The 25,066-nt window shown below is 70.4% G+C and carries 24 protein-coding genes; 14 read left to right on the forward strand and 10 right to left on the reverse strand.

Features of this window, described 5'->3' with window-relative positions; all coding sequences use genetic code 11:
- Both menB and menD read right to left on the reverse strand, forming a co-directional pair.
- Positions 1-846 carry a 1,4-dihydroxy-2-naphthoyl-CoA synthase gene (gene menB, locus ACLNEE_RS01430; RefSeq protein ID WP_411423058.1) on the reverse strand — a complete coding sequence of 282 codons (846 nt, stop codon included), beginning with the start codon at positions 844-846 and terminating at the stop codon, positions 1-3.
- Positions 843-2,633 carry a 2-succinyl-5-enolpyruvyl-6-hydroxy-3-cyclohexene-1-carboxylic-acid synthase gene (gene menD / locus ACLNEE_RS01435; protein ID WP_411423057.1) on the reverse strand — a complete coding sequence of 597 codons (1,791 nt, stop codon included), beginning with the start codon at positions 2,631-2,633 and terminating at the stop codon, positions 843-845. Before menD ends, menB begins: the two co-directional genes overlap by 4 nt.
- 42 nt (positions 2,634-2,675) lie before the next feature.
- Between menD and lepB the strand changes: the two genes are divergently transcribed.
- Together lepB and ACLNEE_RS01445 are read left to right on the forward strand one after the other, a co-directional pair.
- Positions 2,676-3,314, forward strand: a complete 639-nt coding sequence (gene lepB, locus ACLNEE_RS01440) for a signal peptidase I (protein ID WP_411423056.1) — start codon at positions 2,676-2,678, stop codon at positions 3,312-3,314.
- 6 nt (positions 3,315-3,320) lie between these two features.
- Complete coding sequence (locus ACLNEE_RS01445) at positions 3,321-3,710, forward strand: DUF760 domain-containing protein (RefSeq protein WP_412006694.1); 390 nt, start codon at positions 3,321-3,323, stop codon at positions 3,708-3,710.
- Positions 3,711-3,732: 22 nt separating this feature from the next.
- On the opposite strand, the gene ACLNEE_RS01450 is transcribed toward ACLNEE_RS01445, so the two are convergent.
- From ACLNEE_RS01450 to ACLNEE_RS01475, 6 genes are all read right to left on the reverse strand, one after another.
- On the reverse strand, positions 3,733-4,914 hold the full coding sequence (locus ACLNEE_RS01450; protein WP_411423055.1) for a DUF4336 domain-containing protein: 1,182 nt from the start codon (positions 4,912-4,914) through the stop codon (positions 3,733-3,735).
- Positions 4,914-5,735: a metal ABC transporter permease gene (locus ACLNEE_RS01455; RefSeq protein ID WP_411423054.1), complete on the reverse strand. Its 822-nt coding sequence runs from the start codon at positions 5,733-5,735 to the stop codon at positions 4,914-4,916. Before ACLNEE_RS01455 ends, ACLNEE_RS01450 begins: the two co-directional genes overlap by 1 nt.
- Before the next feature lie 18 nt (positions 5,736-5,753).
- Positions 5,754-6,527, reverse strand: a complete 774-nt coding sequence (locus ACLNEE_RS01460) for a metal ABC transporter ATP-binding protein (RefSeq protein ID WP_411423053.1) — start codon at positions 6,525-6,527, stop codon at positions 5,754-5,756.
- The gene (locus ACLNEE_RS01465) at positions 6,524-7,444 is read right to left on the reverse strand and encodes a metal ABC transporter substrate-binding protein (RefSeq protein ID WP_412006695.1); all 921 of its coding nucleotides are present in this window, start codon (positions 7,442-7,444) and stop codon (positions 6,524-6,526) included. The genes ACLNEE_RS01460 and ACLNEE_RS01465 overlap by 4 nt, the downstream gene beginning before the upstream one ends.
- Positions 7,445-7,682: 238 nt before the next feature.
- Positions 7,683-8,771: a photosystem II q(b) protein gene (psbA, locus tag ACLNEE_RS01470; protein ID WP_411423051.1), complete on the reverse strand. Its 1,089-nt coding sequence runs from the start codon at positions 8,769-8,771 to the stop codon at positions 7,683-7,685.
- Between the two features lie 251 nt (positions 8,772-9,022).
- The gene (locus tag ACLNEE_RS01475; protein WP_411423050.1) at positions 9,023-10,435 is read right to left on the reverse strand and encodes a DUF697 domain-containing protein; all 1,413 of its coding nucleotides are present in this window, start codon (positions 10,433-10,435) and stop codon (positions 9,023-9,025) included.
- Positions 10,436-10,528: 93 nt separating this feature from the next.
- Between ACLNEE_RS01475 and ACLNEE_RS01480 the strand changes: the two genes are divergently transcribed.
- The 5 genes from ACLNEE_RS01480 to ACLNEE_RS01500 all read left to right on the forward strand — a co-directional run bounded on the left by ACLNEE_RS01480 (position 10,529) and on the right by ACLNEE_RS01500 (position 14,454).
- Positions 10,529-11,446 carry a cation diffusion facilitator family transporter gene (locus tag ACLNEE_RS01480; protein ID WP_412006696.1) on the forward strand — a complete coding sequence of 306 codons (918 nt, stop codon included), beginning with the start codon at positions 10,529-10,531 and terminating at the stop codon, positions 11,444-11,446.
- Positions 11,439-11,951 (forward strand): hypothetical protein, encoded by a 513-nt coding sequence (locus ACLNEE_RS01485; RefSeq protein WP_411424113.1) that lies wholly within the window; start codon positions 11,439-11,441, stop codon positions 11,949-11,951. The genes ACLNEE_RS01480 and ACLNEE_RS01485 overlap by 8 nt, the downstream gene beginning before the upstream one ends.
- A gap of 16 nt (positions 11,952-11,967) precedes the next feature.
- Positions 11,968-12,504, forward strand: coding sequence for a hypothetical protein (locus tag ACLNEE_RS01490; protein ID WP_411424114.1), 537 nt, complete (start codon positions 11,968-11,970; stop codon positions 12,502-12,504).
- 5 nt (positions 12,505-12,509) lie between these two features.
- Complete coding sequence (trpS, locus tag ACLNEE_RS01495) at positions 12,510-13,562, forward strand: tryptophan--tRNA ligase (protein WP_411424115.1); 1,053 nt, start codon at positions 12,510-12,512, stop codon at positions 13,560-13,562.
- Between the two features lie 295 nt (positions 13,563-13,857).
- The gene (locus tag ACLNEE_RS01500; RefSeq protein WP_412006697.1) at positions 13,858-14,454 is read left to right on the forward strand and encodes a glycoside hydrolase family 24 protein; all 597 of its coding nucleotides are present in this window, start codon (positions 13,858-13,860) and stop codon (positions 14,452-14,454) included.
- A 35-nt stretch (positions 14,455-14,489) separates the two neighbouring features.
- Here the strand turns inward: ACLNEE_RS01500 and ACLNEE_RS01505 are convergent, their stop codons facing one another.
- Both ACLNEE_RS01505 and ACLNEE_RS01510 read right to left on the reverse strand, forming a co-directional pair.
- Positions 14,490-14,933, reverse strand: a complete 444-nt coding sequence (locus ACLNEE_RS01505; RefSeq protein WP_411424117.1) for a TM2 domain-containing protein — start codon at positions 14,931-14,933, stop codon at positions 14,490-14,492.
- Between the two features lie 64 nt (positions 14,934-14,997).
- Positions 14,998-15,435: a DUF2605 family protein gene (locus ACLNEE_RS01510; RefSeq protein WP_411424118.1), complete on the reverse strand. Its 438-nt coding sequence runs from the start codon at positions 15,433-15,435 to the stop codon at positions 14,998-15,000.
- 158 nt (positions 15,436-15,593) lie between these two features.
- Here ACLNEE_RS01510 and thrS point away from each other — a divergent pair, with 158 nt between their 5' ends.
- The 7 genes from thrS (at position 15,594) to ACLNEE_RS01545 (ending at position 25,062) form a co-directional block, all read left to right on the forward strand.
- Positions 15,594-17,369, forward strand: a complete 1,776-nt coding sequence (thrS, locus tag ACLNEE_RS01515; RefSeq protein ID WP_411424128.1) for a threonine--tRNA ligase — start codon at positions 15,594-15,596, stop codon at positions 17,367-17,369.
- Position 17,370: 1 nt separating this feature from the next.
- Positions 17,371-18,387 (forward strand): glucokinase, encoded by a 1,017-nt coding sequence (gene glk / locus ACLNEE_RS01520; protein WP_411424119.1) that lies wholly within the window; start codon positions 17,371-17,373, stop codon positions 18,385-18,387.
- Positions 18,388-18,523: 136 nt separating this feature from the next.
- On the forward strand, positions 18,524-19,483 hold the full coding sequence (thrB, locus tag ACLNEE_RS01525; RefSeq protein WP_411424120.1) for a homoserine kinase: 960 nt from the start codon (positions 18,524-18,526) through the stop codon (positions 19,481-19,483).
- A 59-nt stretch (positions 19,484-19,542) separates the two neighbouring features.
- Positions 19,543-21,144, forward strand: a complete 1,602-nt coding sequence (locus ACLNEE_RS01530) for an NAD(P)H-quinone oxidoreductase subunit 4 (RefSeq protein WP_411424121.1) — start codon at positions 19,543-19,545, stop codon at positions 21,142-21,144.
- Between the two features lie 53 nt (positions 21,145-21,197).
- Complete coding sequence (locus ACLNEE_RS01535) at positions 21,198-23,318, forward strand: M3 family metallopeptidase (protein WP_411424122.1); 2,121 nt, start codon at positions 21,198-21,200, stop codon at positions 23,316-23,318.
- Between the two features lie 29 nt (positions 23,319-23,347).
- Positions 23,348-24,457, forward strand: coding sequence for a phosphotransferase enzyme family protein (locus tag ACLNEE_RS01540; protein ID WP_411424123.1), 1,110 nt, complete (start codon positions 23,348-23,350; stop codon positions 24,455-24,457).
- Positions 24,457-25,062, forward strand: a complete 606-nt coding sequence (locus tag ACLNEE_RS01545; RefSeq protein WP_411424124.1) for a DOMON-like domain-containing protein — start codon at positions 24,457-24,459, stop codon at positions 25,060-25,062. Before ACLNEE_RS01540 ends, ACLNEE_RS01545 begins: the two co-directional genes overlap by 1 nt.
- The last annotated feature ends 4 nt before the right edge of the window (positions 25,063-25,066 follow it).

Consider the following 25,066-nt stretch of genomic DNA (forward strand, 5'->3'; position numbering starts at 1 on the left):
TCAGGGTAACCAGGGCGCATCGGAGAAGTCGGGAGGCCGCTTCGCCAGGAAGGCGTCGCGCCCTTCCTGGCCCTCCGCTGTCCGGTAGAAGAGGTGGGTGGCCTGGCCGGCCAGTTCCTGGATGCCGGCCAGCCCATCGGTCTCGGCATTGAAGGCGGCCTTGAGGCAGCGGATGGCCGTCGGGCTGTGCTGCAGCACCTCCCTGGCCCAGCGGACCCCTTCCGCCTCGAGCTGCTCGAGCGGCACCACCGCGTTCACCAGACCCATCGCCAGGGCCTCGTCGGCACCGTACTGGCGGCAGAGGAACCAGATCTCCCGGGCCTTGCGCTGGCCCACCACCCGGGCCAGGTAACCCGCCCCGAAGCCGCCATCGAAGCTGCCGACCTTCGGGCCGGTCTGGCCGAAGCGGGCGTTCTCCGCAGCGATCGACAGGTCACAGAGCAGGTGGAGCACCTGGCCGCCGCCGATGGCATACCCCGCCACCAGGGCGATCACCACCTTGGGCAGGCTGCGGATCAGGCGCTGCAGATCGAGCACGTTCAGCCGGGGCAGGCCGCTGGCATCGACGTAGCCCCCGTCACCCCGCACGCTCTGGTCACCGCCGGCGCAGAAGGCCCACCCGCCATCGGCGGCGGGACCCGCTCCGGTGAACAGCACCACGCCGATCCGGGGGTTGTCGCGCACCCGGGCGAAGGCATCGCAGAGCTCCTGCACGGTCAGCGGCCGGAAGGCGTTGCGCTTGTGGGGCCGGTCGATCGTGATCCGGGCGATTCCCTCATCGCACAGATCGAAGCGGATGTCCTCGTAGCTGCCGGCGCTGCGCCAGCTCACGGAGGCAGCGGTCATGGGCAAGCGGCCAGGGCGCTGGCCATTCTGCGCAGGGCCTGGCGACGGGCGGCATCGCGGCGCCGGTCGGTGGGCACGTGCAGCAGGGCCATCGGCTGCGCCAGGGCCCAGGCCAGGTCAGCGGCCAGGCTCGCGGGGCCGCTGACGGAGCGGGCGGGCACCCCATGGGCCGCCGCCAGGGCCACGGGATTGACGGCCTGGGGCATGGCGAACAGCCGCTCGAAATCCAGGGGCCCATCGCCCTCGGGCCGGATCGGCAGCTGCTCGAAGATCCCCCCACCGCCGTTGTCGATCAGCACCACCACCAGCCGGCCGGCGAGCTGGCCGTGCCAGAGCCAGCCATTGCTGTCGTGCAGCAGGGCCAGGTCACCGGTGAGCAGCACCGCGCGGCCCTGGACCTCGGCGACGCCGCAGGCCAGCGAGAGGGTGCCGTCGATGCCGGAAGCCCCCCGGAAGGCGTGCACGGCGCGCGCCGTGCCGCCCGGGACGGCGAAGCTGTCCCAGTCCCGCACCGGGGAGCTGTTGGCGATCACCAGCGGCACCCCCTCCGGCAGCAGGCGGCTGAGCTGGCGGGCCAGGGCCGGCTCCCCCCAGTCCTCCCCCACCAGTTCCCGGTCCAGCAACTGCTGCACGGCCTGGTCCAGCCGCCGCCAGCGGCGGGCCAGGGCCATGCTCCCGGCGCCGGGATGGCCTGCCAGGCAGCCCGGCGGCAGCTGATCGAGCCAGCCGGCCAGCCCCCCGGCCCACTGCAGCGCTGCGGTGCCGAGGGGGTCGAGCCGGCGGGGCTCCTGCTCGCTGATCAGCACCTGGTGTCCGCCGCAGGCCTGCAGGAACTGCTGAATGCGGCGGCTGGCGGGCATCGGCCCGAGGCGGAGCACCTGGCCCACCAGCAGGTCGGCAGGCACGGGATCGAGGGCGAGATCGGCCCCGCCGACGAGCGCGAGGCCGGCGGCGCCCCGGAGGCCGCTGAGACCGTCAGCCAGCACCGGCCAGCCGCTGCGGACCTGCCAGCGGCGCAGGGCCTCCAGAAAGGCTGGCCAGTGCTGGGGGCGCCCCCGCCAGGGTCCGGCCACCACCACACCGGACTGATCGGGGTCCAGCCCGGCGGCCCCGATGCGGGGCCAGGGCGGCCGGGCCATGGGCACGGATGCGGCAGCTGGGACCGAAGCTGAGGCGGGGGAGGAGGAGGCCATCGCCAGCCCGGATGCGACCGCCTGCAGCCCCGGACCATCGAGATGCAGGGGTTCCTCGAGCGGCAGGTTGAGGTGCACCGGACCGGCGGGGGCCGCGGGCCCGGCGGCTGTGGCCGCCATGGCCCGCAGCCCGAGCTGATCCAGGGCTTCGGGAGCCATCACCGCCAGGCCCCGTCCATCCCCCTGCAGGACGGCCCGCACGCTGCAGGCGAGGAAAGCCTCCTGGTTCACGGTCTGGTTGGCACCGCACCCCTTGAGGCGCTGCGGCCGATCGGCGCTGATCAGCAGCAGGGGGATGCCGCCGAGGTCAGCCTCCACCGCCGCCGGCAGCAGATTCGCCACGGCGGTGCCCGAGGTGGTGATCACCGCGGCGCAGCCATCGCCGGCGCGGGAACAGCCCAGGGCCAGGAAGGCCGCCGAACGCTCATCCACGGCCGTGAGCAGGCGCAGCCCCCGACGCTCGAGCATCCCGGCGGCGGTGGCCAGGGGGCCGGAACGGCTGCCGGGGCAGAGCACCACCGGTCCGGCCCCCTGGCGAATCAGGGCCTGCAGCAGCCGCAGGGCTGCCTCGAGATTGCGGCGGGCCAGATCCACGCGAGGACCTGCAGGATGGGGCGACCATCTTCCCCGTCCGCCTTGCCCGACGTCCTGCCCGATGCCGCCCCGGGGTCCGGGACAGCGGCCCCCGGCACACCCTCCCGCCTGGCCGACCTGCGGCGGCAGCTGCTGCCCCTGCTGGCCTGGGTGGCCGTGGCCCTGCTGCTGCGCTGGGCCCTGGTCGAACCCCGCTGGATCCCCTCGGGCTCGATGCTGCCCACGCTGCAGCTGCAGGACCGGGTGCTGGTGGAGAAGGTGCGGACCCGTCTGCACCGGCCCCTGCCGGTGGGCACCGTGGTGGTGTTCCACCCGCCGCAGCTGCTGCAGGAGGCGGGCTACTCCCCCCGTGCGGCCCTGATCAAGCGGATCGTGGCCCGCCCCGGTGACCGGGTGGAGGTGCGCCAGGGCCGGCTGTGGCGCAACGGCACGCCCGTGGCCGCGGACTGGGCGGCCGAACCGATGGACTATGCCCTGCCACCGCTCGAGGTGCCGACCGGGCATGTGCTGGTGCTGGGAGACAACCGCAACGCCAGCCTGGACTCCCATCTCTGGGGTCCCCTGCCGGAGGAGCATCTGATCGGCGCGGCCGTCTGGCGCTACTGGCCCCTGGGCAGGTTCGGAGCGATTCGGTTCTCCCCCCCCGAGGGCGCCCCTGGTGCCTCCCGGCAGCTGGGTTAAGGTTCGATGGTGACGCGGAGCACACCGGAAATGTTCAACCCGGAGTTCCTGACGACGGACACTGAAGCGATCAGCGGCAATTCCCTGATCCAATACCTTCAGGAGCAGTCTCCGGATGTGCTGCAGCGGGTGGCTCGCTCGGCCAGCGGCGACATCCAGGACATCATTCGTCACAACGTCCAGGGCCTGCTGGGCATGCTCCCCGGCGAGCATTTCGAAGTCAAGATTCAGACCAACCGCGACAACCTGGCCGGCCTGCTGGCCTCGGCCATGATGACGGGGTACTTCCTCCGCCAGATGGAGCAGAGGATGGAGCTGGAAACCAGCCTGCTCGGTACCGACGACGCCGGGGACGACCCCTGCCGCGATGCCGATCCGGGCGAACTGCGGCTCTGAGCCGCCCGACGCGGCTGGTCGCTCAGCACTGAGGCGGCACCCCCGGCGAGCGGGGAACCACCCCGAGCCTGAGCAGGTTCCGATCGATCCCGGCCAGATAGGCCCAGCTGCCCCCGTCCGGCGCCCAGGTGCCGACCTCGAGGCTGTCGGCCAGGTCCGCCAGCTGGGAGGCCCTCACCGCCACCGGGGCCTCGTAATGGGCCGGGATCACCCAGCCGATCTCCCAGTCGCGGGCCATGGCCCGCAACCAGTCCAGCAGCGCCGAGCGGCAGCGGGGGAAGACCAGCCGCTCGAGCACCGGCGCAACCCGGAGAGGGGCGGACGGTGTCGGGAGCAGCGCCTGGAATTCCTCCTGCCAGCCGGGCAGCCAGCGGAACGGATAGAGGCCGAAATAGCAGCGCAGTGAGCGGAGCCCGGGGGCCAGGGCCTGGCTGAGCACCTCCCCCCAGGGGGGCACCGCCAGCCGGTCGGGGCGCAGGTAGCTGGCGAACAGCACGAGCCGCTGCCACCCCCGGCGGCGGTTCTCCGGGCCATCCTGCAGGGGCTCATCGCCCCGATCCCGAGCGTGGAACAGCAGGGGGGTGGGATCGGCGCCGAACAGCTCGGGAGGCTCTCTGCCGATGGCCACCAGGGCATCGGTGATCAGCACACTGGCGCTGGCGCGATGCAGGCAGGCCACCTCCAGGAACGTTCCCAGGCCGAGATCCAGCGGGCCGAGGGCTTTCCAGTCCAGCTCCTCGGCATGGGGCACGCCCTGCTCGAACAGCACGCGGGTGCGCCTGGCCGGGAAGCCGAGCCAGCTCAGCGGCAACGCCATCGGAAAGCTCCACTGGCGGGGCGTGACCCACACGGTGGCCATGGGGAAGGCCCGGGCCATCGCCGGCACCGCCACCTTGTGCTCCAGGCCCGAGGCGGTGGGCAGCACGATCGTCTGCACCGGGCCGAAGCGCTGCTCGAGATCGGCGAGGGCGCGGCGCACCTCGACGGTGGGGGCCACCGGGGCGTAGAGCAGCAGGCCCCGGCGGAGCCGCAGCACCGTCATGCGGATCGGCACGGCCACATAGAGCACCCCCTGGAGCTGCTCGAAGCTCCACACCTGCGCGGGGATCAGTTCCCGGATCAGGGTCTGGCGGCGGCCATAGGGGTAGAGCGGCAGCAGTGGCCACCAGGGCCACGACTGGCTCCGGCCGGTCGCCTCGGCCATCACCGGCGCACCTGGGCCAGCAGCCCATGGCGGGGGGCCAGCACGAAGCTGAGCATGAACAGGCCGGTCTGCACCAGCACGATGCAGCCGGCGGTGGAGGCATCCATCCAGTAGCTCCAGTAGATGCCCAGCACGCTGGAGATCACCGCGGAGGCCACGGCGATCCAGCTCATGCGGTCAAACCGGTCGGTGAGCAGATAGGCGGTGGCGCCAGGTGTCACCAGCATCGCCACTACCAGGATGATGCCCACCGTCTGCAGTCCGGCGACCGCGGCCAGGGAGAGCGCCGTGAGCAGGAGGTAGTGCAGCACGCCCGTGCGCAGACCGATCGAACGGGCATGGGTGGGATCGAAGCAGAACAGGATCAGGTCGCGCCGGAACACCAGCAGCACCACGAGCACCAGCGCGCTGATCAGCAGCGTCTGCACCACGTCCGCGTCGCTGATTCCCAGCACGTTGCCGAAGAGGATATGGGTGAGATCGAGGTTGCTGCGCACCTTGGAGATCAGGGTCAGCCCCAGGGCGAAGAAGCCTGTGAACACCAGGCCGATCACCGTGTCCTCCTTGATCCGGGTCATCTGTTTGATGACCCCGATCAGGGTCACGGACCCGACGCCGAACACGAATGCCCCGAGGGCGAAGGGCAGGCCGAGCGCGTAGGCGATCACCACGCCGGGCATCACCGCATGGGAGACCGCATCCCCCATCAGGGCCCAGCCCTTGAGGGTCATGAAGCAGGACAGCAGGCCGCACACCACGCCCACCACCATGCTGATCAGCAGGGCCCGCACCATGAACTCATGGCGGAGGGGCTCGGTCATCCAGAGGAGGGGCTCCATTCAGCCCTCCACCGTGAGACCGCCGAAGGTCCGGGCCAGGTTCTCCTCGGTGAAGACCTCACTGGTCTCGCCGTAGGCCAGCACGGTCTTGTTGATCAGCACCACCTGGTCACAGAAGCCCCGCACATGGGCCATGTCATGGGTGGAGATCAGCAGGGTGCGCCCGTCGTTGCGGAACGCCTCGAACAGATCCACCAGCAGGCACTCGGTGCGGATGTCGACGCCGTTGAACGGTTCATCCAGCAGCAGCACCGAAGCCCCCTGGGCCAGGGCACGGGCCACGAAGGCCCGCTTGCGCTGGCCGCCGGAGAGCTGGCCGATCTGCCGGTGCCGCAGGGGCCAGAGATCCACCCGCTCGAGGCTGTCCTGCACAGCCCGGTGGTCGCTGGGGCGGGGGATCCGCAGGGGATTCATCCGGCCGTAGCGGCCCATCATCACCACATTGGCCACATCGACCGGGAAGTTCCAGTCCACGCTCTCCATCTGGGGCACATAGGCCACCGACTGGTCCCGGCGGGCCTGGTTCAGGGACGCCCCATTGATCGTGATGCTGCCGCGGGAGGGCCGCACGAAACCCATCAGGGCTTTGAAGAGGGTCGACTTGCCGGCCCCGTTCATGCCGACCAGCCCGCAGATGCTGCCGGCGCGCACCCGCAGGGAGGCATCGTGAAGCGCCACGGTGCCGTGGTAGTCGACGCAGAGGTGCTCCACCACGATGCGGTCGGCGGCGCTCAGGAGCGCGTCCGAGGGAGCCGCTGGGGGCAGCACGCTCACGAGCCCGACCCCTGAAGTCCAGCCACGAGGGTGCTGACGTTGTGGCGTTGCAGGTCGATCAGGGTTGGCGCCGGACCGCCGGGACCGGAGAGGGAATCAACGTAGAACACCCCCCCGAAGCGGGCGCCGGTCTCCCGGGCGACCTGCTGCTGCGGCTCGGCACTGACCGTGCTCTCGCAAAACACGGCCGGCACCCGGCGCTCCCGCACCAGCGCGATCAGTCGGGCCATGCGCTGGGGTGTGACCTGGGATTCCGCGTTCACCGGCCAGAGGTAGGCCTCGGTGAGTCCGTAGTCGCGGGCCAGGTAACTGAACGCCCCCTCGCAGGTCGCGAGCACCCGCTGGCCGGGGGGCAGGGCATCCAGCGCCGTGCGCAGCTGCCGGTCCAGCTCCCGGAGCTGGGCGCGGTAGGCGTCGGCGTTGCGGCGGTAGGTGTCGGCGCTGGCCGGGTCCAGGCGGGTGAAGGCCTGGCGGATGTTCTCGATGTAGACCTCGGCGAGCCGGGGCGACATCCAGGCGTGGGGGTTCGACCTGCCGGCGTAGGCGTCCTCCGCGATCGGCAGGGGCGTGATGCCCTCGGTGAGGGTGGCGGTCTGGAGCTGCCGCTGGCCGGCATAGAAGCGGCGGGCCCACTGATCCACCCCGAAACCGTTCTCGAGCACCAGCTGGGCATCCGCGACCCGCTGGAGATCACTGGGGGTGGGCTCATAGCCATGGATCTCGGCCCCCAGCTTGGTGATCGATTCCACCCGGAGGCGGTCGCCGGCCACATGGCGGGCCATGTCGGCCAGCACGGTGAAGGTGGTGAGCACCAGCGGCCTGCCATCCGCTGGCTGGCTGGACTGGGGCGGCTGGCAGCCCGCCAGGGCCATGGCGAGCACCAGAAGCCCGGCGGCCGCCCTGGACTTCAGAGGCACGGGCGCCGTGGAGGAGCCGGAGGAGGCGTGCCTGCGGACGGCTGCTGACTGGGACCGGGTGGCACCGGCAGGGAATCGGAGAGTTTGCCCTGGCTGGCCCTGATCCGAGGTCATCCCGAAAAGCTAAACGAAAGCCCCCGCCGAAGCGGGGGCTGGAAGGTCTGCGAAACCCGTCGACATTCGGGGGCGAAGCGGTCGACGGGGGTGCTGATCAGCGAAGCTTCAGCGGAGCTGAGGATCAGCCGATCACCGGGGCGGTGATGGGGGCCGTCATGGCCACCGGGGTGGTCTGCACGGCCGCCAGGTCGAGCGGGAAGTTGTGGGCGTTGCGCTCGTGCATCACTTCCATGCCGAGGTTGGCACGGTTGATCACGTCAGCCCAGGTGGGCAGCACCTTGCCCTGGGCATCCAGGATCGACTGGTTGAAGTTGAAGCCGTTCAGGTTGAACGCCATCGTGCTCACGCCCAGGGCGGTGAACCAGATGCCCACCACCGGCCAGGCAGCCAGGAAGAAGTGCAGGCTGCGGCTGTTGTTGAAGCTGGCGTATTGGAAGATCAGGCGACCGAAGTAACCGTGGGCAGCCACGATGTTGTAGGTCTCCTCCTCCTGGCCGAACTTGTAGCCGTAGTTCTGGCTCTCGCTCTCGGTGGTCTCCCGCAGCAGCGAGGAGGTCACCAGCGAGCCATGCATGGCCGAGAAGAGGCTGCCTCCGAACACACCGGCCACGCCCAGCATGTGGAAGGGGTGCATCAGGATGTTGTGCTCGGCCTGGAACACCAGCATGAAGTTGAAGGTGCCGCTGATGCCGAGGGGCATGCCGTCGGAGAAGGAGCCCTGACCGAAGGGGTAGACCAGGAACACAGCGAACGCGGCTGAGAGCGGAGCGCTGTAGGCGATGCAGATCCAGGGACGCATGCCGAGGCGGTAGCTCAGTTCCCACTGACGGCCCAGGTAACAGGAAATGCCGATCAGGAAGTGGAAGACCACCAGCTGGTAGGGGCCGCCGTTGTACAGCCACTCATCGAGGGAGGCAGCTTCCCAGATGGGGTAGAAGTGCAGGCCGATGGCGTTGCTGGAGGGCACCACAGCACCGGAGATGATGTTGTTGCCGTAGAGGAACGAGCCGGCCACGGGCTCGCGGATGCCGTCGATGTCGACAGGGGGAGCGGCGATGAACGCCACGATGAAGCAGATGGTCGCAGCCAGAAGGCAGGGAATCATCAGCACACCGAACCAACCGACATAGATGCGGTTGTTGGTGGAGGTGATCCACTGGCAGAAGCTTTCCCAGCTTTCTGCACGGCTGCTGCGCGCAGCAGTGGTCATGGAAGAAGCCCTTGAAAGGAGGATGAGAACAGGAGCCCATTCAGGAAAGACGCTTCCCGGGGGAGGCCGCTTGCCTGAGCTGAACCAACAAAACGCTACGTAAAAAGCGCCGGAAGGCACGGTCTGGACATCAATCGTCGAGCAGCTTCAGGTTCCTTTACATGCCACTGCGGCCGCCCACCGTCCCTTCAGCCGTCCATTCAGACGACCCTTGAGCACGACCTGGAACCCAGGTAGGGGGCCTAACGCCTTCAGGTCCGGGCCGGCGAGACCGCCGCCTGGGTCGCCAGCCACTGCCGCCCCTGCTGCAGGAAGGCCCCCCAGTCCAGCTTCTCGGCATCGGCGGCCTGGGCCACCAGCAACGGGGCCTCCCGACGGAGACGTTCGAGGTCCGGCTCACTGACGCCGGCGGAACGGGCCAGGGTATCGGCCATGGCACGGCCGACCACGCGGGTGAGGTAGGCCGCGCTGAGGGCCTGGATGGCACTGCCGACCAGCCAGGTGGCCCCATGCCAGCGAATCAGGGAGGCCAGGGCCTGGGTGCTCCACTCCACCACCCCGAGGGCCAGGGAGGCCTTGGCCAGCTCGGTGGCCGTCGCCCGCAGCTGCTCGGGTGTCCAGGAGCAGTGCCAGAGGCGGGCCATCTCCTGCACCATCAGGCCGTTGGCCACCGCGAGCACGAGCAGATCCAGGCTCGGCAGGGGGGCGGCCACCACGGCGGCGGCCACCACCCACTGGGTGCGTTGCTGCAGTCCCTGGAAACGACGGCGGCGCATGGCCTCGAGCTCGGCCTGCCAGTGGCTGTGCAGGCCCTGGAGACAGCGCAGCTGGCGTTGCCGGCGCAGCTGGGCGGCCTCGCGGCTCAGCCGCTCGGCCAGGGGCATGAGCAGGGGTTCCAGGGTGCGCCGGGGCTCGAGACTGCCGGGCCCGGGGTGCCAGAACAGCACCTCCCGGTCCGGCCGGCGTGCCAGTTGGGCTTCCAGTTCGGCCCGCAGGCCGGTGGGATCGGCGCCGGCGCCGCCATCGACCAGCAGGCAGACCGGCAGGGCGGCGGGCAGGGCCTCGAGCCAGCGCAGGTCAGCCGCCGAGAGCGGCGTGCTCAGGGCATAGACGAGAAAGTCGCAGGCCGCGAAGGGTTCGGGCCATTGCCAGTCCTCGCTCCAGCTCGGCAGGGGCCTGCCCCAGAGCAGGGTGAGGGTCTGGGCGCCGCGCAGGGCCTCAGCGAACTGCTGCTGCCAGGGCTCGGCGATCGCCGAAGTGCCCGCCACTCCCACGGTGAGTCCGGCGCGCTCCAGCAGGCGGCGCTGGTCCGCCAGGGTCAGGGCACGTTGCTGGGAGGCCGCGTGGCCCTCGGGGTCGAGGTCCTGGAACTGCTCCTGGAGACCTTCAAGGCGCTGGAGCCAGCCGGTCACATCGGTGGGGGGGGGACCGGCCGGGGGGCGGGGGCGCCGCAGGAACCACCAGCCGGCGGCGAGGGCCAGCACGCCGGTGGAGGCGGAGGCCAGGGGGAGGTGGAGCAGATGGCCCAGGCCGTCGAGGGCCACACCGCCGACCAGGACGGCCGCGCCGGCGGGCCACCAGCGGGAGATCCCTGCGGCGAGCAGGCGTCCGGGAATCGGCAGGGCTGGAGAGGAGGACGGGGGCTGGCCGGACGGCGGCGTCAACGCGGCACCAAAGCGCTGAGCATCTTTAGCTCACCCAGCCCTGCACGCCCACCCGGATTGCCAATAGCGTGGGGGCAGATGCAGGCTCCAGCGGTGACGAGCCCAGGCCCCGGGTCGCCGGACGCCCGGTCACGGGTCCGTTCCGATGGGCTGACCGGTGGCCTTAGCGGCGAGCTCACCCCCAGCGTGGTGGGAAGCCTGGCCATCAGCGTCGTGAGGTTCGCCGTGGGCCTGGGGAGCGGATCGCTGGCCCTGCTGGCCGATGCCCTGCAGAGCGGCCTGGACGCCCTGATCGCCCTGGCGGGGGTGGCGGCCGGCGGTCTGTCCAATCCCCGTCCCGACCGGGACCATCCCTACGGGCACCAGAAATTCCGCACGGTGGGGGCCCTGGCCAGCGCCGCCCTGGTGCTGTTCGCCGGCGTCGAGATCCTGCAGGCCGCCACGACGCGGCTCATCGCCGGTCCGGCAGCGCCGGGCCTGGGGATCGGGAGCCTCGTGCTGCTGCTGGTCAGCCTGGCCCTCCAGGCCGTGCTCGCGGCCGGGGGACCGGGCCGCCGGGCCAGCGGCCGGGCCGGGCCACTCGCCCTGTCCACTCTGGTGCTAGCCAGCCTCGGCCTCCCGGCCCTCAACCGCATCGGCTGGATCGACACCGCCCTGGCCGTGGCGATCGCCCTGCTGCTGCTGCGCCAGGGCTGGCAGCTCCTGCGCCGCAACCTGCCCCAGCTGGTCGATCAGATCGCCATCGCGCCCGAGGCCATCCACGCCGTGGCCATGGCCATCCCCGGCGTGCTGAACTGCCATGACATCGCCAGCCGCGGTGTGATCGGACAGCTGGTGTTCATCGACATGCACATGGTGGTGGAGGCCGAGGACCTGCCGACCGCCCATCGAATCACCGAACTCGTGGAGGAGCACCTGGAGGCCCGCTTCGGGCCGGTGCGCTGCACGATCCACATGGAGCCCAGGGAATACGCCAGCAGCCAGATCACCTTCCGGGGGACCCATGGCTGAGACCTTGCCCGACCTGACGCCGCAGCAGTGGCGTCGGCTGCGGAGCTGGCAGCGGGAACTCGACGCGGCGACGCAGTGGCGGGGCGACCTGCCGGTGGTGCTGCTGGAGCGCTGCTGGTTGCGTCTGCGCGCCGTGCCGATCGAAGCCCTGGCCCGCGAACTCCCCCCCGATGCCAGCGCCGAGGCACCCGAACTCGTCCATTACCGCTCCCTGCTGTGCGGCGGTCTCGAGCCCTGGCAGGCCCAGCTGCTCTGCTGGCAGGAGTACGGGGCGGCCTCCTGCCAGGACGCTCTGCGCCGCTACTGGGAGCGGCAGGACGCCGGCAATGGCCACTGGACACTGGCGCGCTATCTGGCCCTGGTCGAGCGCTACCGGGCTGAACTGCAGCGGACCGCCCCCCGGGCACTGCCCCTGCTGGTCACGGCGCGCCACGGCAGCGGCGAAGCCCATCAGATCCATTGGCTCCAGCCCCGGCGCCAGTCGATGCGGCACACTTGCGCCTGACTCCAAGATGGCCGCCATGGCTGACGAAACGAGCACGCCCCAGCCCCACGGCGGCAGAGCTGGTGGACAGCGCGAGCCTGGGGGCCATCGGGAGCCTGGTGGCTTCCGCATCCGTCTGAGTGACAACGAGATGCGGGCTGCGCGCACCGTGCAGGAGACCTTCCGGCTGCGCTCGACCGTGGCCGTGCTCGGCTTCGCGGTCCGCACGATCGCCCAGCTGATCGAGGAGGGCAAGCTCGACGAACTGGTGGCCGAGGTCCGCAACCAGCCCCAGGGCCGGGAGGGTGCCCGCGGCACCCGCCGGCCTGCGGCTGGGGAGGGCCGCGGTCCCCGTCCGGAACGGGCCCCCAGGGTGGATCCCTTCGCCCGGCCCAGCAAGCCCAGGCCCGCCGTCGCCCCTGCCGAGGACGGAGCTGCCCAGGACGGAGCTGCCGAGCAGGGAGACACCGACCAGAGCCCAGCCCCTGGGGAAGCGCCGGTGGGCGAGGCCCCGGCCGACGCCGCTCCTGCAGAAGACGCGGCTCCTGCCGACGACACCGCCAAGGAGAGCTGATCGCCATGGCCAGACCGCGGGTTCTCTCCGGTGTCCAGCCCACCGGCGCCCTGCATCTGGGCAACTGGCTCGGAGCCATCCGCAACTGGGTCGGCCTCCAGGCAAGCCACGACACCTTCTTCTGTGTGGTGGATCTCCATGCGATCACCGTGCCCCATCAGCCCGGCCAGCTGGCGGAGGACACGCTGACCACGGCGGCTCTCTACCTGGCCTGCGGGATCGATCCGGCCCGCTCCACCGTGTTCGTGCAGAGCCACGTGCCGGCCCACAGCGAACTCTGCTGGCTGCTGAACTGCGTCACGCCGCTCAACTGGCTGGAGCGGATGATCCAGTTCAAGGAGAAGGCCGTCAAACAGGGCGACCAGGTCTCGGCGGGCCTGCTCGACTATCCGGTGCTGATGGCGGCGGACATCCTTCTGTATGACGCCGATCTCGTTCCGGTCGGTGAAGACCAGAAACAGCACCTGGAGCTGGCCCGCGACATCGCCCAGCAACGCATCAACGCCCGCTTCGGGGAGCGGGACGGCGCCGGTGAGGTCCTCTCCATCCTCAAGGTGCCCGAGCCGCTGATCCTCAGCGAGGGAGCCCGGGTCATGAGCCTCACCGATGGCCGCAGCAAGATGAGCAAGAGCGATCCCAACGAGGGATCGCGGATCACCCTGCTGGACCCCCCCGAGCTGATCACGCGGAAGATCAAGCGAGCCAAGACCGATCCCACCATGGGGCTGGAATTCGGCAATCCGGAGCGGCCGGAGGCGGACAATCTGCTGGGCCTCTACGCCGCGCTCAGCGGGCTCGGACGGGAGCGCGCCGCCACCGACTGCGCCGCCATGGGATGGGGGAGGTTCAAGCCCCTCCTGGCGGAAGCCACCATCGAGGCGCTCCGGCCCGTGCAGCAGCGCTACCAGGAGCTGCGGGCCGAGCCCGCCCTGCTCCACGACGTGCTGGCCGAGGGCCGCGAACGGGCCGCCGCGGTGGCCGGGGCCACGCTCGAGCGGGTGCGCGCGAGCCTCGGCTTTCTGCCGCCGGGGCCAGGGGATCGAGCCCGAGCCGCTTAACAGTCTGTTCATGATTGATCAGCCGATCTGATCCATCCCCGCGCTGGAGCTGGTCTCGCCAGTGACGGGCCCGCGTCGACGCCATCGACGCGGAAAACCAGTGACTCTCAGGCCTGACGCCTGAGACTCAGCCTGAACGCCTCTCTGCAAGCACAACACGACGGCCTTGTCCACCCCCCACCCCATGGGGGTGGCCGCCGTGACCCCCCATTCATCAGCTTGGCCCGACTCGCCTGATCCGGGTCTGACCGTTTCCGCTCCCAAGCCAAGCCGCCGCGCAACCAGCAACCGGCCGATGGCCCTGGCCCTCTGCCTGGCTGCAGTCCTTCCCACGCCCCTGGCCGCGTCTGCCACCCTGCCCGGCGGTCCTGCGAAGCTGGCGGCCACCCAAACGGTGCAGCAGGGCTCGGGGCCCTACGCGATCACCCCGGAACGCCGGGCCCTGCTGGAGACGATCCGCTTCGCGGAAGGCACCTGGAAGGACGGCAGGCCCGAGGGCTACCGGGTGCTCTACGGGGGTGGCCTGTTCGCCAGCCTCGCGCGGCATCCCGAGATCACCGTGCGGCGGCGCTACACCAGTGCGGCCGCCGGGGCCTACCAGTTCCTGCCCGGGACCTGGCACGAAGTCTCCAGGCGGCTCAGGCTGCGGAGCTTCGAGCCCCACAACCAGGACCAGGCCGCCCTCCACCTGATCCAGCGGCGCCGCGCCCTGCAGCTGTTCGATCAGCAGGGGCTGGGCACGGAGGTGATGGCACGGCTGGCTCCGGAGTGGGCCTCCCTGCCCGCCCGCCATGGCGGCAGCTATTACGGCCAGCCGGTGAAGAGCCGCTACGAGCTGCTCAACTTCTACCGGATCGCCCTGGTCCGCGCCCGGCAGTCCGCGGCCACCTGAGCCACCCCTGCGGGGAGGGACTCCTGGCTAGGAACTCAGGGCTCCCGGTAAACCACCCGGCCCCGCTCGTCGTTGCCCACATCCAGGAGATGGGCATGGAGCAGCTTCTCGATCTCGCGACGCAGCTGCTCGCTCTCGAGCCCCCCCTGGGGTTGCACCTCCAGGACCGCATCATTGAGGGTGAAGCCCCGCTCACCGCTGCGGCGGGCGAGCTGGAGCAGCTGGATCTCCGCGGAGGTGCCCGAGCCCCGCAGGGCCGGCACGACGTTGGCCTGCTCCACCAGCTCGGGCATGAGCAGCAGATCCACCAGCTGGCCGAGGAAGCACAGACCGAAGGTGAGCAGGTAGAGGGTGCCGCTCAGGGGCTTGCGGTTGTAGAAGCGCTGCAGGCCGCAGACCCCCACCAGCCCCAGGGCCCAGAGCAGGTAGGCCATGCCGAGGTGGCGGCGTTCCAGCCGGGCCAGGCTCTGGGGTCTCACGGTGCTGTCCGGGGTCTCACAGTGCTGTCCGGGGTCTCATGGTGCGGTCCAGGGCGACAACGGCTCAGGAAGGGCCGGGGCCAGGCCCATCCTCCCGGCCTGGAGGGTCCAGGCGCGGATCAGGGGACAGCATTCCCCCCGGCATGGAGGGCAGAGCGGGCCAGTCCATGGGCGGCAGATCCACGCCGCTGCGACGCAGACAGGCGGAGAGGGACCACACCCGCATCACCAGCTGATGCCAGGGCGCCAGGGAGTCCATGCCGAGGGCCATGGGCACCGGCACGGCGCGGCGCAGGCTCGTGGCGGCGGCCAGTTGGCGGCTGGCCTCGGCCAGGCTCTCGCGCAGGGCCTGCCGCTGCTCCGCCCCCATCACACTGTCCGGGCAGAGATCGAGCAGCAACTCACCCCGACTGAACCAGACGCGGAAATCGGCCAGGAGCGACCCCAGCAGGTGCTCCAGCAGGTCAGCCGCAGGCTCCTGGGGGGAGGGCGAAGGGCTCATCGGATCAGCCTAGAAGGGCTGCGTAGGATCGGCTTTCGCCGTTGCCTCCGCTGCCAGTGCCCGCCTCCGCGCCCGCGTCCCATCCCTCCCAGGAAGCGCCGGGTGTGCAGCCGAGCCGAGCCGCCGCGGGGCCACCCTCCCCCACCCCTGCGGTTCAGCTGCCGAAGACGAGCGAGAGCGAGCCACTGCTGCGCATCCGCCATTCCATGAGCCACGTGATGGCCATGGCGGTGCAGAAACTGTTTCCCAAGGCGCAGGTGACCATCGGTCCCTGGACCGAGAACGGCTTCTATTACGACTTCGACAGCCCCGATGCCTTCACCGAGGCCGATCTCAAGGCCATCAAGAAGGAGATGATCAAGATCATCAACAGGAAGTTGCCGCTCGAGCGGATCGAGGTGAGCCGCGCTGAGGCCGAAAGCCGGATCAGGGCCCAGAACGAGCCCTACAAGCTGGAGATCCTGGCGGGCATCACCGAACCGATCACCCTGTACACCCTGGGCGAGGAGTGGTGGGACCTCTGCGCCGGGCCCCACGTGGCCCACACCGGCGAGCTGAATGCCAAGGCCTTCGAGCTGGAGAGCGTGGCCGGCGCCTACTGGCGCGGCGATGAACACAACGCCCAGCTGCAGCGCATCTACGGCACCGCCTGGGAGACCCCCGAGCAGCTGGCCGAGCACCAGCGGCGCAAGGCGGAGGCCCTGCGGCGTGACCACCGCCGTCTCGGCACCGATCTCGAGTTGTTCTCGATCGAGGATGAGGCGGGCGCCGGTCTGGTGTTCTGGCATCCCCGCGGCGCCCGCATGCGCCTGTTGATCGAGGACCTCTGGCGGGAGCTGCACTTCGCCGCCGGCTACGAGCTGCTCTACACCCCCCACGTGGCCGACATCAGCCTGTGGAAGACCTCCGGCCACCTGGACTTCTACAGCGAGAGCATGTTCGGCCCGATGCAGGTGGATGAGCGGCAGTACCAGCTCAAGCCGATGAACTGCCCCTTCCATGTGCTGACCTACGCCAGCACCCTGCGCAGCTACCGGGAACTGCCGATCCGCTGGGCCGAGCTGGGCACCGTGTACCGCTATGAGCGCCCGGGGGTGATGCACGGCCTGATGCGGGTGCGCGGCTTCACCCAGGACGACGCCCACGTGTTCTGCCTGCCGGAGCAGATCACGGACGAAATCCTGGCGATCCTCGATCTCACCGAGCAGATTCTCTCGGCCTTCGACTTCCGCAGCTACGAGATCAACCTCTCCACCCGCCCCGAGAAATCGATCGGCGAGGACGCCGTCTGGGAGCTGGCCACCCAGGGGCTGATCGAGGCCCTGAACCGCAAGGGCTGGGCCTACAAGGTCGACGAGGGGGGTGGCGCCTTCTACGGTCCCAAGATCGACCTCAAGATCGAGGACGCCATCGGCCGGATGTGGCAGTGCTCCACCATCCAGCTGGACTTCAACCTGCCGGAGCGCTTCGCGCTCGAGTACGTGGCGGCCGATGGCAGCCGCCAGAGGCCGATCATGATCCACCGGGCCATTTTCGGCTCGCTGGAACGGTTCTTCGGGATCATGACCGAGAACTACGCCGGCGATTTCCCCTTCTGGCTCGCCCCGGAGCAGATCCGCCTGCTGCCGGTCACCGACGAGGTGCGTCCCTTCGCCGAGAGGTTGCTGGAGCAGCTCAGGGCCGCCGGGGTGCGGGCGAGCATCGACCACTCCGGGGACCGGCTCGGCAAGCTGATCCGCACCGGCGAGCAGATGAAGATCCCGGTGCTCGGGGTGATCGGCGCCAAGGAGGCCGAGTCGGGCCAGGTGAGCCTGCGCAGCCGTCGCGACGGGGACCTCGGGGCGGTGCCCCTCGCCACGCTGCTGGCGGCGGCCGGACGGGCGAATGGGGAACGGGCCGCCGGGCTGGGATTGCCCGCCGCGGCGACAGCCTGAGATGGCCGCCCTGCTGGCCGGCGACATCGGCGGCACCAAAACCCTGCTGGCCCTGTACAGCGCCGAGCCGCACGGCGAACTGCGGCTGCTGGCCAGCCAGCGCTACGTCTCCGCCGAGTGGCCGGACCTGGCGCCGATGGTGGCCGACTTCCTGGCCGGAAGCGAGGGGTCTGGAGATCCTGGCCAGGGGCAGAAGCCCCTGCCCGCCGCCGCCTGCTTCGCGGTGGCCGGCCCCGTGGAGGGCGGCTCGGCCCGGCTCACCAACCTGCCCTGGCAGCTCTCCGAGAGCAGGCTCGCCGCCGGGACGGGGATCGGCCGGCTGGAACTGGTCAACGACTTCGCCGTGCTGGTGTATGGCTTGCCCCATCTCCAGGCCGACCAGCAGGCCGTGATCCAGCCCGGCCAGGGCATCGCCGGCGAGCCCTTGCTGGTGCTGGGCGCCGGCACGGGCCTCGGGGTGGCCTTCGGGATCCCGGCCGAGGGGGCGCTGTTGGCCCTGGCCAGTGAGGCGGCCCATGGCGAATTCGCCCCGCGCAGCACAGCCGAATGGGAGCTCAAGCAGTGGCTGCTGGCCGATCTGGCGCTGGAGCGGCTCTCGATCGAGCGGGTGGTGAGCGGCACCGGCCTGGGGCATGTGGCGCGCTGGCTGCTGCACTGCCGCCATCCGGCCGGCGACCATCCCCTCGCCGGCGAGGCGGAGGACCTGCCGGCGGCGGTCGCCGCTGCCGCCGGCCGTGGCGATCCCCTCGCCACGGAGGCCCTGGAGCTGTGGCTGGGCGCCTACGGGAGTGTCTGCGGTGACCTCGCCCTGACGGGGCTGTGCCGCGGTGGGATCTGGCTGGCCGGCGGCACCGCCGGCAAGCTCCTCGAGGCCCTGCGCGGCCCGAGCTTCCGGCAGGCGTTCCTGGCCAAGGGCCGACTTGGACGCGTGCTCGAACCGATTCCGATCACTGCCGTGGTGGATCCGGCCATCGGCCAGTTCAGCGCCGCCTGTCGGGCGCGGATGCTGATGAACTAGCGGTGCTCATGACCTAGCTGTGCTCATGACCTGGCGGTGCTCATCAACTGGCGGTGCTGATGGGCTGGACGTGCCGACAATGCCCCCGGTCGGCCGGCGGGTGAACTGAGACACTGGGCCGAGCAGTGTTGAACACATGGTGCGCCCCCGGGTCGGCCAAGGGGTCGTCGTTCACGTCCCTGCCACCACGGCGAATGTGGGACCAGGCTTCGACTGTCTGGGCGCCGCCCTGGAGCTCGACAACGTCTTCCAGATGCGCTGCATCGAGGGCGGCAGCCAGCGCTTCGATCTGATCATCGAGGGGCCGGAAGGGGCCCATCTGCGCGGCGGGCCCGACAACCTCGTCTACCGCGCCGCCCAGCGGGTCTGGAAGGAGGCCCAGGAGGAGCCCGTCGGCCTGGAGGCCCGCGTGCGGCTGGCGGTCCCCCCCGCCCGGGGTCTCGGCAGCAGCGCCACCGCGATCGTGGCGGGCCTGATGGGGGCCAATGCCCTGGTGGGCGAACCGCTCAGCAAGGAAAAACTGCTGGAGCTGGCGATCGACATCGAGGGCCACCCCGACAACGTGGTGCCCTCCCTGGTGGGCGGCCTCTGCATGACGGCCAAGGCCGCCTCCCATCGCTGGCGCGTGGTGCGCTGCGAATGGTCGCCCGATGTGGTGGCGGTGGTGGCGATCCCTGCGATCCGCCTGACGACGAGCGAGGCGCGGCGGGCGATGCCCAAGGCCATTCCGGTGGGTGACGCGGTGATCAATCTGGGTGCCCTGACCCTGCTGCTGCAGGGGTTGCGGACCGGCAACGGCGACCTGATCACCGACGGGATGCACGACCGGCTGCACGAGCCCTACCGCTGGGGGCTGATCGCCGGAGGCCGGCAGGTCCGGGAGGCCGCCCTCGAGGCGGGGGCCTGGGGATGCGTGATCAGCGGCGCCGGCCCCAGCCTGCTCGCCCTCTGCCGCCGGGAGGTGGCCCAGCCGGTGAGCCAGGCGATGGTGCGCGCCTGGCACCGCGCCGGGGTGGAATCCCGTTCGGAGGTGCTGAGCGTGCAGCACGAGGGCAGCCGCTGGGAGCCGCTGCCGGATCAGACCCGCCCAGCATGAGTAGATCTACCCAGCTGGCAGGGTGAGACTGATAAGTTCATGGCCATCAACGCTTCGCCATGAGTGAGGGGATCGGAATGGACGCCAACCTGGCTCTGATGGCCGCGTCCGTACCCGACTCCCCGGGAGGAGCTGCCTTTCCCTGGCTGAGCCTGATCGTTCTGCTCCCGGCCGCGGTGGCCCTGCTCATGCCCCTGCTGCCGGGGGATGGCAACGACCCCCGCTGGCCCCGCACCCTGGCCCTCGGCGCCCTGGCGGTGGACCTGGGCCTGATGGTGGTCTGCTTCAGCCAGCACTTCGATGGCTCCCTCAGCCAGCTCCAGCTGGTCGAGCGGCTGCGCTGGGTGCCGGCACTGGGTCTGGAATGGTCCCTGGGGGCCGACGGGCTCTCGGCACCGCTGGTGGTGCTCTCCGGTCTGGTCACCCTGCTGTCAGTCGCCGCCAGCTGGAACATCAACCGCAAGACCCGTCTCTACTTCGCGCTGATGCTCGTGCAGGCGTCGGCGCAGGGCCTGGTGTTCCTCTCGCAGGATTTCCTGCTCTTCTTCCTGGCGTGGGAACTCGAGCTGGTGCCCGTCTATCTGCTGATCGCCATCTGGGGCGGCCAGCAGCGCCAGTACGCGGCCACCAAGTTCATCCTCTACACCGCCACGGCCTCGCTGCTCATCCTGGTGAGCGGACTCGCCCTGGCCTTCTCCGGTGAGTTCAGCTTCAACCTCACCGAGCTCGCCTCCCGGAGTCCCGGCGGGGCCTTCGGGCTGCTCTGCTACCTCGGCTTCCTGATCGGCTTCGGCGTGAAGCTGCCGATGTTCCCGCTCCACACCTGGCTGCCCGATGCCCACGGCGAGGCGAATGCGCCGGTGTCGATGCTGCTGGCCGGCGTGCTTCTCAAGATGGGGGGCTATGCGCTGCTGCGGTTCAACGTGCAGATGCTGCCGGAAGCCCACCTCACCCTGGCACCGGCGCTCGTCGTGCTCGGGATCGTCAACATCGTCTACGGCGCGCTCAACGCCTTCGCTCAGGACAACGTCAAGCGGCGCATCGCCTGCAGCTCGGTGAGCCACATGGGCTTCGTGCTGCTCGGCATCGGTGCCATCGACGCCCTCGGCATGAGCGGCGCCATGCTCCAGATGATCAGCCATGGTCTGATCGCCGCCGCCATGTTCTTCATCACCGGCGTGTTCTACGAGCGCACCAAGACCCTCTCGATTCCCAACATGGGTGGTCTGGCCAAGGCACTGCCGATCACCTTCGCCTTCTTCCTGGCCAGCTCCCTGGCCTCCCTGGCCCTGCCCGGCATGAGCGGCTTCGTGAGCGAGATCACCGTGTTTCTGGGCGTGACCGCCAACGACGGCTTCACGATCGGCTTCCGGGTGATCACGATCGTGCTCGCCGCGATCGGCCTGGTGCTCACCCCGGTGTACCTGCTGAGCCTCTGCCGCCGCGTCTTCTTCGGGCCCAGGATCCCCGCCCTCGCGGTGGTGGGGGACATGAATCCCAGGGAGCTGATGATCGGCCTCACCCTGCTGGTGCCCACCCTGGTGATCGGCTTCTGGCCGCGGGTGGCGATCGACTTCTACGAAGCCAGCACCAACGCCCTCGCCGGTGGGCTGGCCACGGTCACCACCGTCGCCGTGGATCGGATCTCCGTCCTGGGCTGAGCCCCGACCGCCCCCGTCGATCCGCTGGAATGGGGCCCAGCCGTCCCCACCCGATGGGCCCTTCGACCGCCACCCTTCCCCTGCTCGCCGGCCGGGGGCTTCCCCGCTTCGACGCGATCACCGCCGAACAGGTCAACGAGGCCATTCCAGCCCTGCTGGACGAGCTGAATGCCGAGCTCTCGTCCCTGGAAGCCCGCCTGCAGGAACTGCTGGCCCGACCGGAGCGCAACCTGGGCTGGGATGAGGTGATGGATCCCCTCCATCACCTCGGTGAACGGCTGCGCTGGAGCTGGGGGGTGGTGAGCCACCTCAACGGGGTCTGCAACACGCCGGAGTTGCGGCAGGCCTACCAGCAGCAGCAGGGTGCCGTGGTGGCCTTCGGCAGCCGTGCCGGCCAGAGCCGGGTGATCTTCCAGGCCCTGGAGCGGCTGGAGGCCCAGCATGACCGCAGCGCCGAGGGCCAGCCCGGCCACCTCGATGGCGTGCAGAGGCGCATCCTGGAGGCCGAACAACGGGACATGCGGCTGCGGGGTGTCGGCCTGGAGGGGGCTGAGCAGGCGGCCTTCAACCAGGCCACCGCCGAGCTGGCGAGCCTCGCCACCGACTTCGGCAACCACGTGCTCGACGCCACCAACGGCTGGAGCCTGACCCTCTCCAGCGAGGAGGACCTGGCCGGCCTGCCCCAGAGCCTGCGGGAGCTGCTCGCCCAGGCCGCAGAGGAAGCCGGCGAAACCGGGTGGCGGATGGGACTCGACATGCCACGGGTGGTGCCGTTCCTCAAGTACAGCCAGCGGCGGGATCTGCGGGAGACCGTCTACCGCGCCCAGGTGAGCCGGGCCTCCCGGGGTGACCTCGACAACCGGCCCCTGATCGAACGGATCCTCGCCCTGCGGCTGGAGCAGGCGCGGCGCCTGGGCTATCCCAACTGGGCAGCGGTGAGCCTCGCCTCGAAGATGGCGGACTCGGTGGACGCGGTGGAACAGCTGCTGGAGGAACTCCGGGCGGCGGCCCTGCCGGCCGCCCGGCAGGAGGTGGAGGCGCTGCGGGAGTGTGCCCGCCGCCATGGTGCGCCGGAGGCCGATGAGCTGCGCCCCTGGGATGTCAGCCACTGGGCCGAGGTGCTGCGGCGGGAGACCTTCGAGCTCGACGCCGAGGCGCTGCGACCCTGGTTCCCCCTGGAACAGGTGCTGCAGGGCCTGTTCGGCCTCTGCCAGCGCCTGTTCGACATCCGCATCGTGGCCACCCGGGACGAGGCGCCCGTCTGGCATGGGGACGTGCGCTACTTCCGCGTGCTCGATGGGGCCAGCGGCGAACCCCTGGCAGGCTTCTACCTGGATCCCTACAGCCGTCCGGGCAGCAAGCGCGGCGGCGCCTGGATGGATGAGTGCCTGGGCCGTTCCCGGACGCGGGAGGGGGACCAGGTCCTCCCGGTGGCCTACCTGATCTGCAACCAGAGTCCGCCGGTGGGCAGCACCCCCAGCCTGATGACCTTCGAGGAGGTCGAGACCCTCTTCCACGAGTTCGGCCACGGCCTGCAGCACATGCTCACCACCGTGGAGCGGCCCCAGGCCGCTGGCATCAACAACGTCGAGTGGGATGCGGTGGAGCTGCCCAGCCAGTTCATGGAGAACTGGTGCTACGACCGCGCCACCCTGATGGGCATGGCCCGCCACTGGCAGAGCGGCGAGCCCCTGCCCGAGTCCGATTACCACAAACTCCTGGCGGCGCGAACCTTCATGGGGGGCAGTGCGACCCTGCGCCAGGTGCACTTCGCCCTCACCGACCTGCGGCTCCACAGCCAGTGGAGCCCGGACGACGGCCGCAGTCCGGATGCCCTGCGGCGGGAGATCGCCCGCAGCACCACTGTGCTCGAACCGATCGAGGAGGATGCCTTTCTCTGCGCCTTCAGCCACATCTTCGCTGGCGGCTACGCGGCCGGGTACTACTCCTACAAGTGGGCCGAGGTGCTCAGTGCCGACGCCTTCAGCGCCTTTGAGGAGGTGGGGCTGGATCAGGGTGAGGCCATCGTGGCCACCGGCCGGCGGTTCCGGGAGACCGTGCTGAGCCTGGGGGGAAGCCGGTCGCCGGCGGAGATCTTCGAGACGTTCCGGGGCCGGCAGCCCAGCACGGACGCCCTGATCCGCCATTCCGGACTGGTGGAGACTGCCGGCTGAGCCCTTCCCCTGGCCGGCAGGATGGGGGGATGCACAGCCCAAGCCTGGCCGGCCTGGCCGAACGGTTCGCGATCGCCGGTCCCGTGGCGACGGTGGCACCGCTCGGCAACGGCAATGTGAACGAGACGTTCCTGGTCACCACGGAACCGGGCGAGCGCTACGTGCTGCAGCGGATCAACACCGAGGTGTTCCACCAGCCCGCCCTGGTGATGGGGAACATCGCTGCCCTGGCCAGCCACATCGCAGCCGGGGGGGCCAACGCGGCCGCCGGGCCTGCCGACTGGCAGCTGCCCCGGGCCGTCCCCCTGGCCGACCGCGCCGCCGCCCCGGCCCCCGGCAACTGGCTGGAGCTGAACGGTCAGGCCTGGCGCCTGCTCACCCACGTCAGCGGAGCGACCAGTTTCGACACCATCCAGGACGGGACCCACGCCGCCGAGGTGGGCCGCGCCCTGGGGGTGTTCCATCGCCTGATCCACGACCTGCCCACCGCTGAGCTGGCCGACACCCTGGAGGGTTTTCACATCACGCCCCGGTACCTGGCGGACTACCGGCGCAGCCTGGCCGCCAGCCGGGTGGCCCGCTGCGACGAGGCCGAGCACTGCATCGCGTTCGTGGCCGCGCGGGAGTCCCTGGCCTCCGTGCTGGAGGACGCCAGGGCGCGGGGGGAGCTGCAGCCCCGGCCGATCCATGGCGACCCGAAGGTCAACAACGTGATGGTCGACAGCAGCAGCGGCCGGGCGGTCGCCCTGGTCGATCTCGACACGGTGAAGCCCGGCCTGGTCCACTACGACATCGGGGACTGCCTGCGATCGGGCTGCAACCGTGCCGGCGAAGACGCAGGCGATCTCAGCGCCGTGCACTTCGATCTCGGGCTGGGCCGGCAGATCCTCGGCGCCTACCTGAACGAGGCCCGCGGCTTCCTCACGGCGGCCGACTTCGATCACCTCTACGACGCCATCCGCCTGATCGCCTTCGAGCTGGGGCTTCGCTTCTTCAGCGACCACCTGGCAGGGAACCGCTACTTCCGCTGCCGCCATCCCCGCCACAACCTCGCGCGCGCCCTGGTGCAGTTCCGTCTCACCGAGAGCATCGAGGCCCAGGAACCCGCCCTGCGGGCCCTGATCGAGGAGCTCCGCTGATGCTGGGGCACACCGTGCGGCTGCACCCCTTCGCGCCGGCCGATCCAGCCACCTCGGCCACCGCCTCGGTCGCCACCTCGGTCACCGCCTCGATCTCCCTGGAGCGTCCGGCAGGGCGAGGGCCAGTGCTGCGCCTGGCGTTCCGGCTGAGCTGGCCGGACGCCACCGCCCTGCGGTTGCCGCCACCCGCCGATCCTCCCGGGCGGCGGGATGGTCTGTGGGAGCACACCTGTCTGGAGTGCTTCCTGGCCGCTGCGGACGAGCCCGCCTACTGGGAGATCAACCTGTCCCCCGGCGGCGACTGGAACGTCTACCGCCTCGAGGCCTACCGCCAGGGGCTGCAACCCGACGCGGATTACCCCGCCCTGCCCTTCACCTGCCGCAGGAGCGCGGCGGAGCTGGAGATGGCGCTGCACTGCCCGCTGCCCGCGGCACTCCACGGCGTCGACGCGCTGGTCTGGAATCCCACCGCCGTGCTCGAGGCCAGCGATGGCAGCCTGAGCTACTGGGCCCCGCGCCACGCCTCGGCTGCCCCCGACTTCCACGACCGCACCCTCTGGATGCGGACCCCGCCCCCGGGCGACGCCCCAGCGATGGCCCAGTGACGAC

Source organism: Aphanothece stagnina RSMan2012 (genome assembly GCF_046764815.1).
GTDB lineage: Bacteria > Cyanobacteriota > Cyanobacteriia > PCC-6307 > Cyanobiaceae > NIES-981.

Excerpts from the sequence above, each read along its gene's own strand:
- menB (WP_411423058.1), bottom strand. The coding sequence starts at position 846 with ATGACCGCTGCCTCCGTGAGCTGGCGCAGCGCCGGCAGCTACGAGGAC.
- ACLNEE_RS01445 (WP_412006694.1), top strand. The coding sequence starts at position 3,321 with ATGGTGACGCGGAGCACACCGGAAATGTTCAACCCGGAGTTCCTGACG.
- ACLNEE_RS01450 (WP_411423055.1), bottom strand. The coding sequence starts at position 4,914 with ATGGCCGAGGCGACCGGCCGGAGCCAGTCGTGGCCCTGGTGGCCACTG.
- ACLNEE_RS01455 (WP_411423054.1), bottom strand. The coding sequence starts at position 5,735 with ATGACCGAGCCCCTCCGCCATGAGTTCATGGTGCGGGCCCTGCTGATC.
- psbA (WP_411423051.1), bottom strand. The coding sequence starts at position 8,771 with ATGACCACTGCTGCGCGCAGCAGCCGTGCAGAAAGCTGGGAAAGCTTC.
- ACLNEE_RS01485 (WP_411424113.1), top strand. The coding sequence starts at position 11,439 with ATGGCTGAGACCTTGCCCGACCTGACGCCGCAGCAGTGGCGTCGGCTG.
- ACLNEE_RS01490 (WP_411424114.1), top strand. The coding sequence starts at position 11,968 with ATGGCTGACGAAACGAGCACGCCCCAGCCCCACGGCGGCAGAGCTGGT.
- trpS (WP_411424115.1), top strand. The coding sequence starts at position 12,510 with ATGGCCAGACCGCGGGTTCTCTCCGGTGTCCAGCCCACCGGCGCCCTG.
- ACLNEE_RS01500 (WP_412006697.1), top strand. The coding sequence starts at position 13,858 with ATGGCCCTGGCCCTCTGCCTGGCTGCAGTCCTTCCCACGCCCCTGGCC.
- ACLNEE_RS01510 (WP_411424118.1), bottom strand. The coding sequence starts at position 15,435 with ATGAGCCCTTCGCCCTCCCCCCAGGAGCCTGCGGCTGACCTGCTGGAG.
- glk (WP_411424119.1), top strand. The coding sequence starts at position 17,371 with ATGGCCGCCCTGCTGGCCGGCGACATCGGCGGCACCAAAACCCTGCTG.
- thrB (WP_411424120.1), top strand. The coding sequence starts at position 18,524 with ATGGTGCGCCCCCGGGTCGGCCAAGGGGTCGTCGTTCACGTCCCTGCC.
- ACLNEE_RS01530 (WP_411424121.1), top strand. The coding sequence starts at position 19,543 with ATGAGTGAGGGGATCGGAATGGACGCCAACCTGGCTCTGATGGCCGCG.
- ACLNEE_RS01535 (WP_411424122.1), top strand. The coding sequence starts at position 21,198 with ATGGGCCCTTCGACCGCCACCCTTCCCCTGCTCGCCGGCCGGGGGCTT.
- ACLNEE_RS01540 (WP_411424123.1), top strand. The coding sequence starts at position 23,348 with ATGCACAGCCCAAGCCTGGCCGGCCTGGCCGAACGGTTCGCGATCGCC.
- ACLNEE_RS01545 (WP_411424124.1), top strand. The coding sequence starts at position 24,457 with ATGCTGGGGCACACCGTGCGGCTGCACCCCTTCGCGCCGGCCGATCCA.